Here is a 14,859-nt window from a genome sequence, read left to right on the forward strand (position 1 = left end):
AAAAACCGAAACATTCGTAAACAAGCCCAGAAGGTTACCCCCTGAAGTTATTGATTATTTTTAGTTGCATATATAAATTAAAAATTAACTTATGCAGGCAAGAGTAAACATACTAAAATCATGAGGGGGGGGGATTATGAAAACCACTTTAGAGGAGGAGAATAATACCTCCAATTCAGATTCGGAATTCCTAGAGTATTCCAATCTAAATACACGAGCTGCACTCGAAAAACTGCGTCAAAATCTACTAGATGTGGGAACCCGCAACAGACTGATTAGTGCACCTTTTAAAAACGCGCGAGCAAATGCTCTTGAAATTGTAGATGAACTTTCAGATGAAATCTTCCGATTACTTTGGACCGAAGGCAAATCTTTTACTTTCCTCTCCAATCCAGATGAAAAAAATGAGAAAACTCAACAGCAGAATGACGATAGTCAACCTGTATACATTCCTCCTGAAGAAGAAATCATCAAAGATAAAACTGGCTTAGCTGCACGGCATATAGATACCAAACTTCAAACACGGCTTTACAAAGAAACATTACAAAAAAGACTTATTGCACTTAGTAGAGATTCAAACTTGTTCGAAGAAGAACAAGGCGTAAATATACTTTTTTTAGGAATTGGGTTTCTCAAATGGTTCGACTCAAGATCTTCTGATATTGAACGATTTGCACCACTCATTCTACTTCCCATCTCTCTTCAAAGAGATCAGGTTCGTAGCCGTTTCAAGCTGAAGAAACGTGACGAAGATATCGAAGTGAACCTCTCACTACGCGCCAAACTGAATGAAGATTTCGATATTAGCCTACCAGATTTCCCAGCAAATGAAGATTGGACTCCATCTGATTATTTCTCACTGGTATCCAAGGCAATAACTCAGAAAGATCAATGGTCTGTTGAACCTGACCGTATACTACTCGGCTTCTACTCTTTTTCAAAGTTCCTGTTATATCGGGACCTAGACGCTTCGGAATGGCCTAGTGACGCAGATATCACAAAGAATAACTTGATAAGCAGTCTTCTTGTAGATGGGTTCGGAGAAAAAGCCCTAAATATTTTTGAAAATCAGAACTTAGATGATATTTTAGCCCCGCAAGATCTCGGCCATGTAAAAGATGCAGATTCCTCTCAAGCTGAAGTCATTAAATTGGCAGCAGAAGGGAATAACCTTGTAGTCCAAGGTCCTCCTGGAACAGGGAAATCGCAATCAATTGCAAATGTTATAGCTGCGGCAACTCGGAAAGGTAAGAGCGTACTTTTTGTTGCTGAAAAAATGGCTGCTCTGGACGTCGTATATCATCGTCTCCAAGAGACAGGGTTGGGTCCGTTATGTTTGGAGTTACATTCCAGAAAAGCAAATAAAAAAGCGGTTATAGAAGAAATCAAACGAACACTGGAGTTAGGACAGGTCTCTGGTGGTGCTGAAGATACAGCTACTCAAACAAAAATAGTTCGGGACAAACTAAACGAAATATCAAAGTTACTACATTCACCAATGGATGAAGTTAGAGAAACCCCTTTCAGAGTACTCTCTGAACTAGTCTGGTTGCGAGAAGAAGGCTTGGAACCTTCTGAGTTCAAAGTGGGTGACAAGCTTTTATCAGGACCAGAACAACACAATACTGCTCTAGCTGCTCTCCAAAAACTTTGTGACAGGATTTCTTCAACAGGACCTTCAAATCAGCATGACTGGAGGGGAGTAAGAAACCGACTAACCCCAATGGACGTTGATCGGTTAAAACCAAAAATTCAAGACTTGGTTAAATTTTCGGCACGCTTAGAGGAAAGCTTCGTTCAGGCGAATAGAGTTGTGAAATTCGATGATGAAGCTTCGATAGAAACAGCCAAAAGCCTTATCGAGTGGTTAACTATCTTAGAAACCATGCCGGATGGAGCCAGTAATATTCTTTCTTCTGCATCCATCCGAGAAAATACAGCCCGAGCGTTAGAACTGTTGTCCGCAGCCAACAACTTACGCGCTAAATATGATGCAGCGATTATCTCGGTAAAAGAAATAGCATTAGATCAAGATTGGAGTGAAGCAAGGCAGTTAATTGCAACTTATGGCAAAAGTCTTTTTCGTTTTTTTAATGGTGAATTTAAGAAATCAATTGCTTTGCTGAATTCATATTCAACAGAAGATCCTGCAAAAAAACACGAAGACCGCCTAGCTCAGATTGATAAGTTCATCGAATACCAAAATGCATTCAAAAGGCTTGAAAAAGAGGAAACTCAAGCAAAAGCCTTCTTTAACGATTTATGGCGTGGCCGATTAACTGAGACCTCCGCCCCCCAAGCAGTAATTGAATGGTATCAGGAGCATAAGCCAAAATTAGCAACTCATTCTGATCTCATGGAAGTCCTGAATAATTGCCCAAACAGCGTAAGACTGAACGAACTGTCAAGTGAGTTAAACAAAGCTATCCAAGCATTTGAGAAATGCTGGTTAGAAATATGCACTATGCTTGATTTAGATCTAACACAAGCTTTTTCAAATAACGGAAGCGTAGCCATTAGAGAAATAAACGAGAAACTCTCTAACTGGCAGGCCAATTTCGAACGTCTGGATGAATGGTTTTTACTTCGTGCAGAAGAAGAACATTGTCGAGAAGTCGGCTTATCTGATTTTGTGGAAAGTTTATCTTGCGGAGACCTCACAACAACAGATGCTGTAAACGACTATCGTTATGCTCGAGCAGAAGCACTTTGGAAGCTCATGATTGACAAGAACTCTGCTCTGCTTGACATTGACGGAGATGACCGCACTCAGTTGATAAATAGATTTCAAACCCTCGAACTTGAGCTTTTTCGTGCAACTGCTCACGAGATAGCAGCAAAACATACCGCAGGCATACCTACAGGGGCCCAAGGACAAATGGGCATCATAAGAGGAGAGGCTGGAAAACGAAGAAATCATCGTTCAATACGCAGATTGGTTGAAGACGCTGGCGACGCGCTCCAACAAATAAAGCCTGTATTTTTGATGAGTCCAATCTCAGTAGCTCAATATCTACCTCCTGGCCGTATCAATTTCGACTTAGTACTAATTGATGAAGCAAGTCAGGTTCGGCCAGAAGACAGTATTGGTGCGATAGCCCGTGGTCGCTCTACTATTGTAGTGGGTGATAGTAAACAGTTACCTCCAACGAGCTTCTTTGCTCGAACATTAGGAGATATAGGACAAGAAGATGAAAATGATGAGGAAAATGTCGATCAGCCTGGTGTCCATGCCGGTGCTATGGAGAGTATTTTAACTCTTTGTGCCGCAAGGGGGATGACTTCTAAGACACTTCAATGGCATTATCGCTCCAAGCACCCCTCACTCATCCAAGTCTCAAACGATACATTCTATGAAAACAAGCTAAAGTTCCCTCCTAGCCCTCAAATTGCAGGCCGTGAGGGATTAATTTTTAGAGAGGTTGACGGAATCTATGATCGAGGAAAAACCAGAACAAATAAAATTGAGGCTCAAGAGGTCGCTAAAGCAGTTTTAAAGCATGCAAAAACAGCTCCCCGCCTCTCACTAGGCGTCGTAACATTATCTACTGCTCAGCGGAACATGATAGAAGGTGAACTTGAATTATTGCGTGCAGAGAATCAAGACGTTGAGTATTTTTTTTCCAAGGAAAGACATGAGCCTTTCTTTGTAAAAAATCTCGAAAATGTTCAAGGTGATGAACGAGACGTGATTTTTATTTCAGTCTGCTATGCGAAAGATAAAGATGGATACATGTCCCAATCCTTTGGTCCTGTAAATAGTCTTGGAGGAGAACGCCGTCTAAATGTGTTATTCACGCGCGCGAAACGCCGTTGCGAAATTTTTGCATCCATTACAGATCAAGATATTGAATTGCGAACTGCAAACGTTCCTGCTGGTAGAAGAGCTTTACATGCATACTTAAAATTTGCTCGAACGGGCACAACAGATGTACCTGAACCAAGTGGGAAAGAACCTGACAGCCTGTTTGAAGAAGCTGTTATGAATAAACTTCGTGCAGCAGGTTATACCGTTGATCCTCAAGTAGGATCAGCTGGCTTTTACATTGATATGGCAATTAGAAACCCTGAAAATATGGATGTATATTTACTAGGTGTCGAATGTGATGGTGCTACTTACCACAGTGCTGCATGGGCACGAGAACGCGACAGACTTCGTCAAAATGTACTCGAGGCAAAGGGGTGGTTATTACACCGTATATGGAGCACAGATTGGTTCCAACGACCAGAACAAGAATTTCAAAAACTTTTACAGGCAATTGATAAAGCTCGAATAATTCAGGAAAATAACCAAAAAGCAGAAGAAGAAGTCATCCGGGAACAAGAAGAATCTATTATCAAACGTGAATTACTCTCCCCAGATGAACCCAAAGTAAGTATTCCTTATGTCGAGGCAAAATTAGACCCGATTAATGGTTATAATGAACCACATCTCGTACCTGTTTATAAACTGGCAGAGCTAGTAAAATTGATTGTGGAAATAGAACAACCTATTCACAAAGATGAGATTGCACGGAAAGTTTCTAAAGCATGGGGTCTTCAAAAAGCAGGTGCAAGAATTAAAAAGTTAGTTACAAACGCAATTATTCTGGCAAAGAAGAATAAAACAATTATAGGAGAAGACTTCTTAACGTCTGATAATGACAAATCCATTATGGTCCGTGATCGCACAAATGTGGAATCATCGTCCCTTAGAAAAGCCCAATATTTACCACCTGATGAAGTTGATTTAGCTATTCATGAGTCAGTTACACGAAATGTTGCTGCGACCGCTGATGATTTAGCAAGAGACGTAGCAAAAGCATTTGGCTTTAAATCAACAAGCGCGCAATTAAAAACTTCTATTCTCGAACGAATAAATACACAGGTATCACAGGGAACTTTAGAAGATTTTAATGGACAGATAGCAAAATCTGATCAATCAAATACATCATGAGAGTCGGTTAAATAAACAACGGTGTAGCATCACCTACTTTTCTTTTTCATAAATCATAATTTAAACAACAAAAATGGGTGCCACTTGGCACCCATTTTTGTAACTTCTGACCGACGAGAAAGCTCTTCGTCGACAGTCTGTCGAACCGCTTACTTTTTAGCAGCTGCCTTAGCAGCAGCTTTATCAGCACGATCCGCAGCAGCGGCTTTACCAGCAGCACCAGTTGTTTTTTCTGCGATACGTGCAGATTTACCACGACGGCCACGTAGATAGTAAAGCTTCGCACGACGCACATCACCGCGACGGATCAATTCAACTGAATCGACACGTGGGCTGTAAAGTGGGAATACACGCTCAACGCCTTCACCGTAAGAAATCTTACGAACTGTGAAAGAAGAGTTCAGACCAGCATTTTTACGTGCGATACATACACCTTCAAATGCCTGGATACGCTCACGTGTACCCTCAACAACTTTAACGTTTACGCGGACGGTATCACCAGCAGCAAACTCGGTAACTTTTTTGCCATCTGTAAGTTTGGCAACCTGATCAGCTTCTAGCTTCTCGATTACATTCATGTTTCTATCCTCTACCATTCTATTGGGGCCAATGACCCGTTTAACTTTTCAACGGACCTAATGGCCCAGTTTGGTATCGTTACGTTTATCCAGGTACTTTTCCCATAAATCCGGGCGTCGTTCCCTGGTAATATTTTCCGCCTGTTCCTGGCGCCACTGCTTTATCTTTCCATGGTGACCAGAGGAAAGAACCTCGGGCACCTTGCGATCTTGCCATTCGGCAGGTCGCGTATAGAGCGGATATTCCAGCAACCCAGTTTCAAACGATTCTTCGTCTGCGGATTCCTTGTTACCCATAACCCCCGGCAATAACCTGATGACAGCATCCATAAGGATTAATGCCGCCTGCTCACCACCGGACAGGATGTAATCACCAACCGAAACCTCTATCACTTCACGCGCGTCCAAGACCCGCTGATCGATCCCTTCGTAACGCCCACACAAGAGAGTTACCCCAGGTCCTGCCGCTAACTCTTTGGCCAAACTTTGGTCCAAAAGCCGTCCGCGCGGCGAGAGATAGATAACCGGACCAGCATTGCCAGTCACAGAGTCCAAAGCTGCATCAACGACATCGGGACGCATTACCAAACCAGCGCCGCCCCCAAAGGGGATAGCATCAACAGTACGGTGTTTATCATACGCAAAATCGCGAATGTCCACCTTTTCCAACTCCCATATCCCTTTTTCAAGGGCCTTGCCCGCCAGGGATAATCCCAGAGAGCCCGGAAACATTTCCGGATGGAGCGAAAGTACTGTTGCTTTCCAGCTTGCTGTCACGCTATCCAACATTCTGTCATGCAACCCGGTTTGAAAGACATGGAAAGAAGATCATAGATCTTTAATTCCTAGCCTTCCCGACCCAGAACAACGTCGGGCATATCAACAACGATACGCTGCCCTTCGAGGTCCACAACCGGCACAGAGCTTTCCGTAAAGCTGACCATTTCCGATTGCCCACTTTCACTGACAAATTCCAGAATATCCCCGGCGCCAAAATCGAAAACACCTTTTACAGTACCAAGAACCACTCCCTGAGTGTTCTCGACCTTAAGGCCAACGAGATCGGAATAGTAATATTCGTCGTCTTCTGTCAGTTTTGGTAGAAGATCACGGTTAACATACAGTTTTGTTCCTCGCATTTCCTGGGCGCGATCACGATCTTTCACCCCCTCAATCCGCGTAAGAACAGTACCCTTGGCCTGGCCTGTTACGGTAATTTTGAGACGGTTGCCCGCATCATCCGTCACCGGTCCAAATGCCGCCACGTCTTCAGGAACTTCAGTGTAGCTTTTAACCTTCACACCACCACGCACCCCGTGCGCGCCAGCGATCACACCTACACAAATTCTATCTTCGTGGTTTGAAGCCATGAGCTAAGAAATCCTAAGTTCGCCGAATTACTCAGCTGCGCTTTCTTCAGAAGCTGCAGCAGCTTCTTCAGCAGCTGCTTCTGCAGCCATACGCTTTTCTTCCAGACGCTCTTTTGCTTTCGCTTTCATCTGGTTTTTCTTGGTCTGTTCTGGAACAGCACGCTTTTCAGCAAGACCAAGATTACCTAGGAAACGCGCAACGCGATCTGTAGGCTGAGCACCAGTAGACAACCAGTATTTAGCGCGATCTTCATTCAGAATCAGACGCTCTGGGTGATCTTTTGGTACCATTGGGTTATAGGCGCCAATCTTTTCGATGAAGCGACCATCACGTGGAGCACGAGCGTCAGCAACTACGATACGGTAGTATGGACGCTTTTTGGCGCCGCCACGGGCTAGGCGAATTTTTACAGCCATTTCAGTTCCTCTTGTTAAACACTAAACTTAATAATACTCAATTTATTCAGAAGCACTCTTTCGTGGACATCCCTTATTTAGGGAAACCCATCCCAGGAGGCATCAGGTTTTGCAACCCACCCCGCATCATGCCTTTCTTGCCCATTTTCTGGACCTTCTTCATCATGCGGGCAGCTTCCTGCTGTTGCTTTAGAAGCTTGTTCACATCCTGAACCGATGTCCCGGAACCGTTCGCAATACGGGTTCTCCGCTTTGCTTTAATAACTTCCGGTTTTTCACGTTCATGAGGTGTCATGGATGAAATGATGGCCAATTGACGATTGATAATTTTGTCGTCGATCTTGGCATCTTTCAATTTCTTCATCTGGGCGGAATTCATACCTGGAAGCATGTTCAACAGGCTCGACATACCACCCATTTTTTGCATTTGTTTAAGCTGAGACGCCAAGTCATTCAGATCAAACTTGCCCTTCTTCATTTTCTCGGCAAGTCTCGCGGCTTCTTCCTCTTCAAAGGATTCAGCAGCTTTTTCAACCAAGGAAACCACATCGCCCATACCCAGAATACGAGAGGCAACACGGGAAGGATGGAAATCTTCTAACTCTTCTAGCTTTTCACCGACACCAATCAATTTGATCGGGCATCCAGTTACAGCACGCATGGACAGGGCCGCACCACCGCGGGCATCACCATCCATACGGGTCATGACGATACCGCTCAGACCAATCTTTTGATTAAAAGTGTCTGCAACGTTGACCGCATCCTGACCAGTCATGGCATCAGCAACCAGCAAAGTTTCTGCTGGCTTTGTTGCATCCCGTACACTTACGACTTCGGCCATCAACTCTTCGTCGATAGCCAAGCGCCCAGCGGTATCGAGCATAACAACATCGAAACCTTCAAGCGCACCGGTTTGTACAGCACGCTTGGCGATTGCGACAGGTTGCTCACCAGGAACGACATTCAAGGTTCTCACGCCTATTTGCGCACCAAGAACAGCCAGCTGTTCTTGCGCAGCAGGACGACGAACATCAAGAGAAGCCATCAAGACTTTCTTGCGTTCTTTTTCGTTCAGGCGTTTAGAGATTTTAGCCGTGGATGTTGTCTTACCAGATCCTTGCAGACCAACCATCATAATAACAGCTGGCGGTGTTACCTGTAGATTAAGGGCAACGTGATCTGCCCCCAACATCTCGCTGAGATGATCATTGACAATCTTGACGACCATCTGACCGGGGGTCACGGACTTCAGAACATCCTGACCGACAGCGTCAATCTTTACCTTTTCGATAAAGTCTTTGACCACAGGCAACGCCACATCAGCTTCAAGCAAAGCAACACGCACTTCGCGCAGAGCAGCTGTAACATCAGCCTCACTCAATGCACCGCGGCGCTTCAGCTTGTCAAAGACTGATCCAAGACGATCCTGTAAGCTATCGAACATACTTGTTCCTCTTTCTCTCAAACATCCAACCAAAAAGGTTGAAAACGGTAATCACAAAAGCCAAACGCAACTTACGCCAGTGCGCGATACTCGCGGACTGGCGGAGCTCCTTAGAGCTGATGCACTTAACTTTTGCAGATATTTGAGCGGAACCTATAAAAAACGCACATGAAGGTCAAGCTTTTTCAGCGACTCAGCGCAATCAGAGGCTATGTTTTTCATCTCACTGGAGTCGCCAAGTGTCATCCATGCAAGAAATACAATCACTCGTCAGTTGTCATTTATCTCATCACGGCTAATTATGAGCCGCAATAAACAATAAAAAAACAATGGCTTCTGATACCCTAATGCGGATTTCATACTCTAGCACAAATAAAAAAACAGCTGATTCAGTCGAAGATTCGGCATGTTAGAATTTCAGATAAAAACACAGCCAATCAGAAAGCTCTATGATTATTGGCTAAGCAAAGCATCTCTAGAAAAGTTACCCGCCAGGCATGATATCGATCCTGCTGAAATGGCGGATTTTCTCCCTCACCTCGTCCTACTGGATGTCCAGAAAGATCCACTCGACTTTCGCTACAGATTAATTGGCACACATATCGCTGCTTACCTTAAGAATGATCACACTAATCAATGGATGAGCACCTTAGATCACCAAAAGCCCCCTAGCAGGATATGGAACAACTGCAAACAAGCTGTTGAAACGGCTCAACCGATCTATCCTCACACTCCCTATGTCGGACCAAAACAGGGAATCGTTGATATGGAAGATCTTATCCTCCCCCTTGCTAGAGACGGCATAAATGTTGACATGCTGCTGGTGGGCGTCACCTACACAAGCAAATCGTCTGCTTGATAGAATCTTCCCCCTCTCAACGGGGTCTTATAGACTTTTAAATAGACAGATTTCTCTCTATCTTATAACTGATGAACAATTCAAATGCCCTCGCCAATACGCACAGAGGCATAAAACACAAGAATGACGGCATAAGAGAGCGTGTAATGAACGGCAGATCCTTTGTAAAAATGCATGGCCTTGGTAATGATTTTGTCGTCATTGATGCCCGAGAAGAAGCCTTTACACCTACGGAAGATCAATCACGATTGATTGCAGATCGTCGTTTTGGCATTGGCTGCGATCAATTCATCATCATTGAAAAGAGTCAAAACCCCAACGCCAATGCTTTTATGCGCATTAAAAATGCAGACGGCAGTGAAGTTGGTGCTTGCGGTAATGCCACCCGTTGCATTGCCTCTATTCTAATGAACGAAACAGGCCAAGATACAGTTACGGTCGAAACCTTGGCGGGGTTCTTAAAGGTCAGTAAAGAAGAAAATGGTCTAATTACCGCCAATATGGGACCCGCACTTTTAGACTGGAAGGACATCCCCCTCTCGGAAGAAAGAGATACCCTCAACACCGGCATAAAACTTCCTCCCTTACGGAACCCTGTTTGCGTGAATATGGGCAATCCACATGCCGTGTTCTTTGTTGAAGATGCCGAAGCGATCGAGCTCGAAGCCTTGGGCCCCCGCCTAGAACATCACCCCCTCTTTCCTGAACTGGCAAATATCAGCGTTGCTTCCCTGGTTGGTGATAATCACATCCGGTTGCGTGTTTTTGAGCGTGGTGTTGGCATTACTTCAGCCTGCGGCTCAGGTGCCTGTGCAGCAGCTGTAGCCGCATCAAGGCGAGGGCTAACGGACAAAAAAGTACAGGTCGATCTTGATGGTGGCCCTCTGTTTATCCACTGGCAGGAAGACAACACTGTCCTGATGACAGGCCCTGTTTCAAAAGTCTTTGAAGGACACATAGCACCTGAATTATTATAAATCTCCAATTGATTATAAATAGTTACGCAAACATTGGAGGTGTTCACACCTTTTAATTGAGTTTGTAAAATTTAGTATGTTGAAATTTTCTCATTGCACTTCACTTTAAAGGCATACATTTTCTCTCTAAACTAGGGGGGAATTAAATGAAGTATCTATTTCTTGTTACGCTATGCCTTGCTACTCTCACCGCATGCCAGACGACGAATAAATCATCAAAAGAAACACATGGTGCATTTTATGTCGATGGCGATCAAGTTGTCGGCGGAACACTGAACGATTTCGAACTTGATACAACTAAGGTTTTCAAAAATAGAGATCTCAGCAAAACGACCCTCTTAATTTACAACCATGGCACAATAAGTTCAGGTATCCACCAAAGGTGCCACACAGACTGGCTACCTGCTTATGTCAGGCTATTAACCAAACAAGATTCAGATATCATTGCATATTATCTATGCTCACAAGAATCTGGAGGAAATTCCAGAAACAGTATTGTAAATCAAGTACATTACAAACGAGGCATCGAAATCGCTGAAGTATCAGATAAATTTCAAAAACTCGGAATCCTAAAGAATAATATATTTCTGATGGGTCACTCAGGTGGCGCATCATCAAGCTTAATGGCTGCTTCAAGAACACCTGAAAAATTCAATAGTTATATTATAACAGCACCTGGTTACGGCTACGCCTATCTGGGAGGATCAAATCAAGCTTCAAACTACGGAAACTTGTATAATAATTGGAAAACCATCATTCAAAGAGGCACTAAATCCCGGGGAGTTGTCTATGCCTTCCCTGGTGATAAATATTCCCCTCCTGAAGATATCGCGTTCATGCAAAACATGCGTAACATTGACTACAAAATCTTATTAAATAAAGATGATACAAACTGCGAGTTAGACGAAATTCATGCTTATCCATGGACTAAATGTTTCGCTCTAAGTGAAACCAAATTCATCTTGAATTATATTAAAAAAAGCAGCGAATAAAAGCTCATCCTTTCATTGATTCTGTCATATAGATGAAGAAGAGTATAATGAAATTAGGACTATACGTTTTCTGTACTACGCTATCACTTATGTTTATAACGGCATGTCAAACGACCAAAATAGACAAAATAGACGATCCTTATGGTGCTTTTGCTGTTGGTGATAGTTTTACACCCATTCGTGATGCTGACTTTGCAAAGCAGATGAAGCGAAGCATACCCAATCCGGAAGACACGATTCTTTTTATCTATAATCATGGGACAAGTAACGGTGGTCATGGACAAAAGTGTTACCCGGAACTAATTCCGTCCTACGCCCGAGCAATTGTTCGCGAACACAAAGAAACCGTTATTTTTTATCTCTGCTCTCAACAAGTAAGCGGTAAAACGCCTGGAGAAGCCCGTTACTTTAAGAGAAGCGTTGAGATAGAGCTCCTTTTAGAGAAATTCAAACGCCACGGCATTACACCCGACAGAACATTCTTATTAGGACATTCCGGTGGAGCTTCAACCACCTTGGTTGCGGCAGCGGATATTCCGGATTCATTTAACGGGTTCATCGTTTCAGCTCCGGGATATGGTTATGCCTATACAGGGAAAAGTAAGGAATCAGATAACCTGGCACCTTATTACCAAATATGGAAATCTACCGTTGAGCAAGCAACGGAAAAGCCAGGTCTGGTTTATTCCTTTAAGGGCGACACAATCGCCCCACCAGAAGATCTCGACTTCATGAAAGAGATGAACAATATCAAATTGTTAATCCAAACTCCGGAAGATTGTGGCATTTCTGATTTTCATGGCTATCCTTGGAGCCGATGTTTCAGAGAGAAAGAAACACCCAAAATTTGGCAATATATTCAACAGCGCATATTTGCCGCACAAAATCAGATTTCCAATAACATAAACTAGCCTCTGCCGAACATAGCTGACTTGCAAAGCCGTTGCTGGACAAGGCTTCGATCATCGTTCATAAAGCGACATGACAAAGAATCTGACAGATCCAAAGATTGTTACTTTTGGTTGCCGGCTTAATACCTATGAGTCCGAGGTAATGCGTCAGCATGCCCGCGAAGCTGGGTTGTCAGATACAATTATCTTTAATACTTGCGCTGTCACCACTGAAGCTGAGCGGCAAGCCCGACAAAGCATTCGCAAAGCTCGTCGTACGAACCCCGACGCAAAAATCATTGTTACCGGCTGCGCCGCACAGATTAACCCGGATCTCTACGCCAGCATGACCGAGGTCGATCATGTGATGGGCAACGAAGAAAAGCTGAAGCGCGAGAGTTTTGATCTGGATCCGAACGCCAAAGTTTCCGTTAATGATATTATGGAAGCCAAAGAAACGGCAGCTCATCTCGTTCACGGATTTGAGGAACACACACGGGCGTTTGTTCAAATCCAACAAGGTTGTAACCATCGCTGCACCTTCTGCATCATTCCCTTTGGTCGCGGCAACAATCGCTCTGTCCCAATAGGCGCCATTACAGAACAAGTGAGGACCCTTGTTAACAATGGTGTGCAAGAAGTCGTCTTAACCGGAGTTGATATCACCGACTATGGCTTGGACCTACCCGGGAAACCAACTCTTGGCCAGATGACACGCAGATTGTTGGCACAAGTACCTGAGCTCAAACGCTTAAGACTTTCCTCTCTTGACCCTGTAGAGATTGACGAAGATACCTATCGGTTATTCGGCGAAGAACCGCGGATTATGCCTCATCTGCATATTTCTCTTCAGGCCGGTGATGATATGGTTCTCAAACGAATGAAGCGACGGCATTTACGACAAGACGTTATCAACATGGTGGTCAAAGCCCGGGAACTGCGACCTGATGTTGTCTTTGGTGCTGATATTATTGCCGGCTTTCCGACTGAAACCGATGAAATGTTCGAAAACACCTATCGACTGGTCGAAGAGCTTGGATTAACCTATCTACATGTTTTCCCCTATTCAGAACGCCCAGGAACCCCAGCAGCAAAAATGCCGCAAGTTCCCGGAAATCTTCGTAAAGAGCGTGCTGCCCGTTTGCGTGATGCAGGCCAAAAAGCTGAAAAACTTTTCATGCAAGACAGAGTAGGCACCACAGCGCAGGTTCTTATCGAAAAGAATGGTTTTGGACGAACAGAGCACTATGCACCTGTGCAAGTTGACGCCCTTGAAGGAGACCTTTCCGGGCAGGTTGTTCCTGTGTACATTGCCGATATTCGCGACGGAAAATTGCTTGCCTATCCCCTGGGAACAGACGCTGCAAATACCGCCAGAACACAAAGATCAGCACAATAACCTGTCATCAAACCCACAATATGAGTGATACCCCAAATGAGTGAAGATAAGAAAAAAGGTGGCTGGTTTTCCCGTCTGAAAGCTGGACTTAGCCGTTCCTCCTCTAAACTGGGAGAAGGTATTGGCGGGATATTTACCAAGAAGAAGCTTGACGATGAAAGTATAGAAGAGCTGGAAGAACTTCTGATCACATCCGACCTTGGTGTCGCAACAGCAACAAAGCTTACAGCTAATCTGGCAAAAACCCGGTTTAATAAAGATGTAGAACCTCAAGAAGTTTCAGAAGCTCTGGCTGCAGACATCGCAACAATACTAGAGCCTGTTGCACTCCCACTTGATGTTGATAAATCCAAATCTCCTCATATTATTTTGATGGTTGGTGTCAATGGTAGTGGAAAAACCACGACAATTGGTAAGCTTGCAACACAATACAAAGCTCAAGGGTTAAATGTTATGCTCGCTGCGGGCGATACCTTCAGGGCCGCAGCAATTGAACAACTTCAAATCTGGGGTGAACGGACAGGCTGCTCTGTTGTTGCCAAAGAAACTGGCGCTGATGCTGCGGGCCTTGCTTACGAAGCTATTGAGCGTGCAAGATCAGAAAATGCTGACGTTCTTCTCATTGATACAGCCGGGCGTTTACACAATAAATCTGACCTGATGTCTGAACTCCAGAAGGTCATTCGAGTCATCAAAAAACTGGACGAAAATGCGCCCCATGACGTGGTCTTGGTTCTGGATGCGACAACAGGACAAAATGCCGTTTCTCAAGTAGGTACTTTTAAAGAGCTCGTTGATGTAACCGGTTTGGTCGTCACCAAATTGGACGGCTCTGCACGCGGAGGAATTCTGGTCGCTTTGGCAGAAAAATTCGGGTTACCCGTTCACGCCATCGGGGTTGGTGAAACAGCCGATGATTTACGCCCCTTTACAGCCAGAGATTTTTCACGTTCTCTTATGGGATTAGACAATATCTAACCCCCTGTTGATCCTCATA

The 14,859-nt window shown here is 44.2% G+C and carries 12 protein-coding genes; 7 read left to right on the plus strand and 5 right to left on the minus strand.

What is annotated here, in order from left to right; translation table 11 throughout:
• The first annotated feature begins 136 nt into the window (after nt 1-136).
• Complete coding sequence (locus WH96_RS14955) at nt 137-4,936, plus strand: DUF3320 domain-containing protein (RefSeq protein WP_053005979.1); 4,800 nt, start codon at nt 137-139, stop codon at nt 4,934-4,936.
• A gap of 149 nt (nt 4,937-5,085) precedes the next feature.
• On the opposite strand, the gene rplS is transcribed toward WH96_RS14955, so the two are convergent.
• The 5 genes from rplS to ffh all read right to left on the minus strand — a co-directional run bounded on the left by rplS (nt 5,086) and on the right by ffh (nt 8,745).
• Nucleotides 5,086-5,514, minus strand: coding sequence for a 50S ribosomal protein L19 (gene rplS, locus WH96_RS14960; RefSeq protein ID WP_047764988.1), 429 nt, complete (start codon nt 5,512-5,514; stop codon nt 5,086-5,088).
• Nucleotides 5,515-5,571: 57 nt separating this feature from the next.
• Entirely contained in the window at nt 5,572-6,303 is a 732-nt protein-coding gene (trmD, locus tag WH96_RS14965) for a tRNA (guanosine(37)-N1)-methyltransferase TrmD (RefSeq protein WP_047764989.1), read from the minus strand.
• 56 nt (nt 6,304-6,359) lie between these two features.
• Entirely contained in the window at nt 6,360-6,884 is a 525-nt protein-coding gene (rimM, locus tag WH96_RS14970) for a ribosome maturation factor RimM (protein ID WP_047764990.1), read from the minus strand.
• Between the two features lie 27 nt (nt 6,885-6,911).
• On the minus strand, nt 6,912-7,301 hold the full coding sequence (gene rpsP, locus WH96_RS14975) for a 30S ribosomal protein S16 (protein WP_046506346.1): 390 nt from the start codon (nt 7,299-7,301) through the stop codon (nt 6,912-6,914).
• A gap of 73 nt (nt 7,302-7,374) precedes the next feature.
• Nucleotides 7,375-8,745 carry a signal recognition particle protein gene (ffh, locus tag WH96_RS14980; protein ID WP_047764991.1) on the minus strand — a complete coding sequence of 457 codons (1,371 nt, stop codon included), beginning with the start codon at nt 8,743-8,745 and terminating at the stop codon, nt 7,375-7,377.
• Nucleotides 8,746-9,151: 406 nt separating this feature from the next.
• Between ffh and WH96_RS14985 the strand changes: the two genes are divergently transcribed.
• The 6 genes from WH96_RS14985 (at nt 9,152) to ftsY (ending at nt 14,840) form a co-directional block, all read left to right on the plus strand.
• Nucleotides 9,152-9,604 (plus strand): PAS domain-containing protein, encoded by a 453-nt coding sequence (locus WH96_RS14985; protein WP_047764992.1) that lies wholly within the window; start codon nt 9,152-9,154, stop codon nt 9,602-9,604.
• A 146-nt stretch (nt 9,605-9,750) separates the two neighbouring features.
• A complete protein-coding gene (dapF, locus tag WH96_RS14990) occupies nt 9,751-10,581 on the plus strand; it encodes a diaminopimelate epimerase (protein WP_047764993.1) in 831 nt (276 codons plus the stop codon).
• Between the two features lie 146 nt (nt 10,582-10,727).
• Nucleotides 10,728-11,573 (plus strand): alpha/beta hydrolase, encoded by an 846-nt coding sequence (locus tag WH96_RS14995; RefSeq protein WP_047764994.1) that lies wholly within the window; start codon nt 10,728-10,730, stop codon nt 11,571-11,573.
• A 47-nt stretch (nt 11,574-11,620) separates the two neighbouring features.
• Complete coding sequence (locus WH96_RS15000; protein WP_156176822.1) at nt 11,621-12,484, plus strand: alpha/beta fold hydrolase domain-containing protein; 864 nt, start codon at nt 11,621-11,623, stop codon at nt 12,482-12,484.
• A 70-nt stretch (nt 12,485-12,554) separates the two neighbouring features.
• A complete protein-coding gene (mtaB, locus tag WH96_RS15005) occupies nt 12,555-13,862 on the plus strand; it encodes a tRNA (N(6)-L-threonylcarbamoyladenosine(37)-C(2))-methylthiotransferase MtaB (RefSeq protein ID WP_047764996.1) in 1,308 nt (435 codons plus the stop codon).
• A gap of 36 nt (nt 13,863-13,898) precedes the next feature.
• The gene (gene ftsY, locus WH96_RS15010) at nt 13,899-14,840 is read left to right on the plus strand and encodes a signal recognition particle-docking protein FtsY (RefSeq protein ID WP_047764997.1); all 942 of its coding nucleotides are present in this window, start codon (nt 13,899-13,901) and stop codon (nt 14,838-14,840) included.
• Nucleotides 14,841-14,859 lie beyond the last annotated feature (19 nt).

The sequence above is a fragment of the Kiloniella spongiae genome, assembly GCF_001026905.1.
In the GTDB taxonomy this organism is placed as follows: Bacteria; Pseudomonadota; Alphaproteobacteria; order Kiloniellales; family Kiloniellaceae; genus Kiloniella; species Kiloniella spongiae.

Bases quoted from the DNA above. Each gene is read 5' to 3' on its own strand.
- WH96_RS14955 (WP_053005979.1), top strand. From the start codon at position 137: ATGAAAACCACTTTAGAGGAGGAGAATAATACCTCCAATTCAGATTCG.
- rplS (WP_047764988.1), bottom strand. From the start codon at position 5,514: ATGAATGTAATCGAGAAGCTAGAAGCTGATCAGGTTGCCAAACTTACA.
- trmD (WP_047764989.1), bottom strand. From the start codon at position 6,303: ATGTTGGATAGCGTGACAGCAAGCTGGAAAGCAACAGTACTTTCGCTC.
- rimM (WP_047764990.1), bottom strand. From the start codon at position 6,884: ATGGCTTCAAACCACGAAGATAGAATTTGTGTAGGTGTGATCGCTGGC.
- rpsP (WP_046506346.1), bottom strand. From the start codon at position 7,301: ATGGCTGTAAAAATTCGCCTAGCCCGTGGCGGCGCCAAAAAGCGTCCA.
- ffh (WP_047764991.1), bottom strand. From the start codon at position 8,745: ATGTTCGATAGCTTACAGGATCGTCTTGGATCAGTCTTTGACAAGCTG.
- WH96_RS14985 (WP_047764992.1), top strand. From the start codon at position 9,152: ATGTTAGAATTTCAGATAAAAACACAGCCAATCAGAAAGCTCTATGAT.
- dapF (WP_047764993.1), top strand. From the start codon at position 9,751: ATGAACGGCAGATCCTTTGTAAAAATGCATGGCCTTGGTAATGATTTT.
- WH96_RS14995 (WP_047764994.1), top strand. From the start codon at position 10,728: ATGAAGTATCTATTTCTTGTTACGCTATGCCTTGCTACTCTCACCGCA.
- WH96_RS15000 (WP_156176822.1), top strand. From the start codon at position 11,621: ATGAAATTAGGACTATACGTTTTCTGTACTACGCTATCACTTATGTTT.
- mtaB (WP_047764996.1), top strand. From the start codon at position 12,555: ATGACAAAGAATCTGACAGATCCAAAGATTGTTACTTTTGGTTGCCGG.
- ftsY (WP_047764997.1), top strand. From the start codon at position 13,899: ATGAGTGAAGATAAGAAAAAAGGTGGCTGGTTTTCCCGTCTGAAAGCT.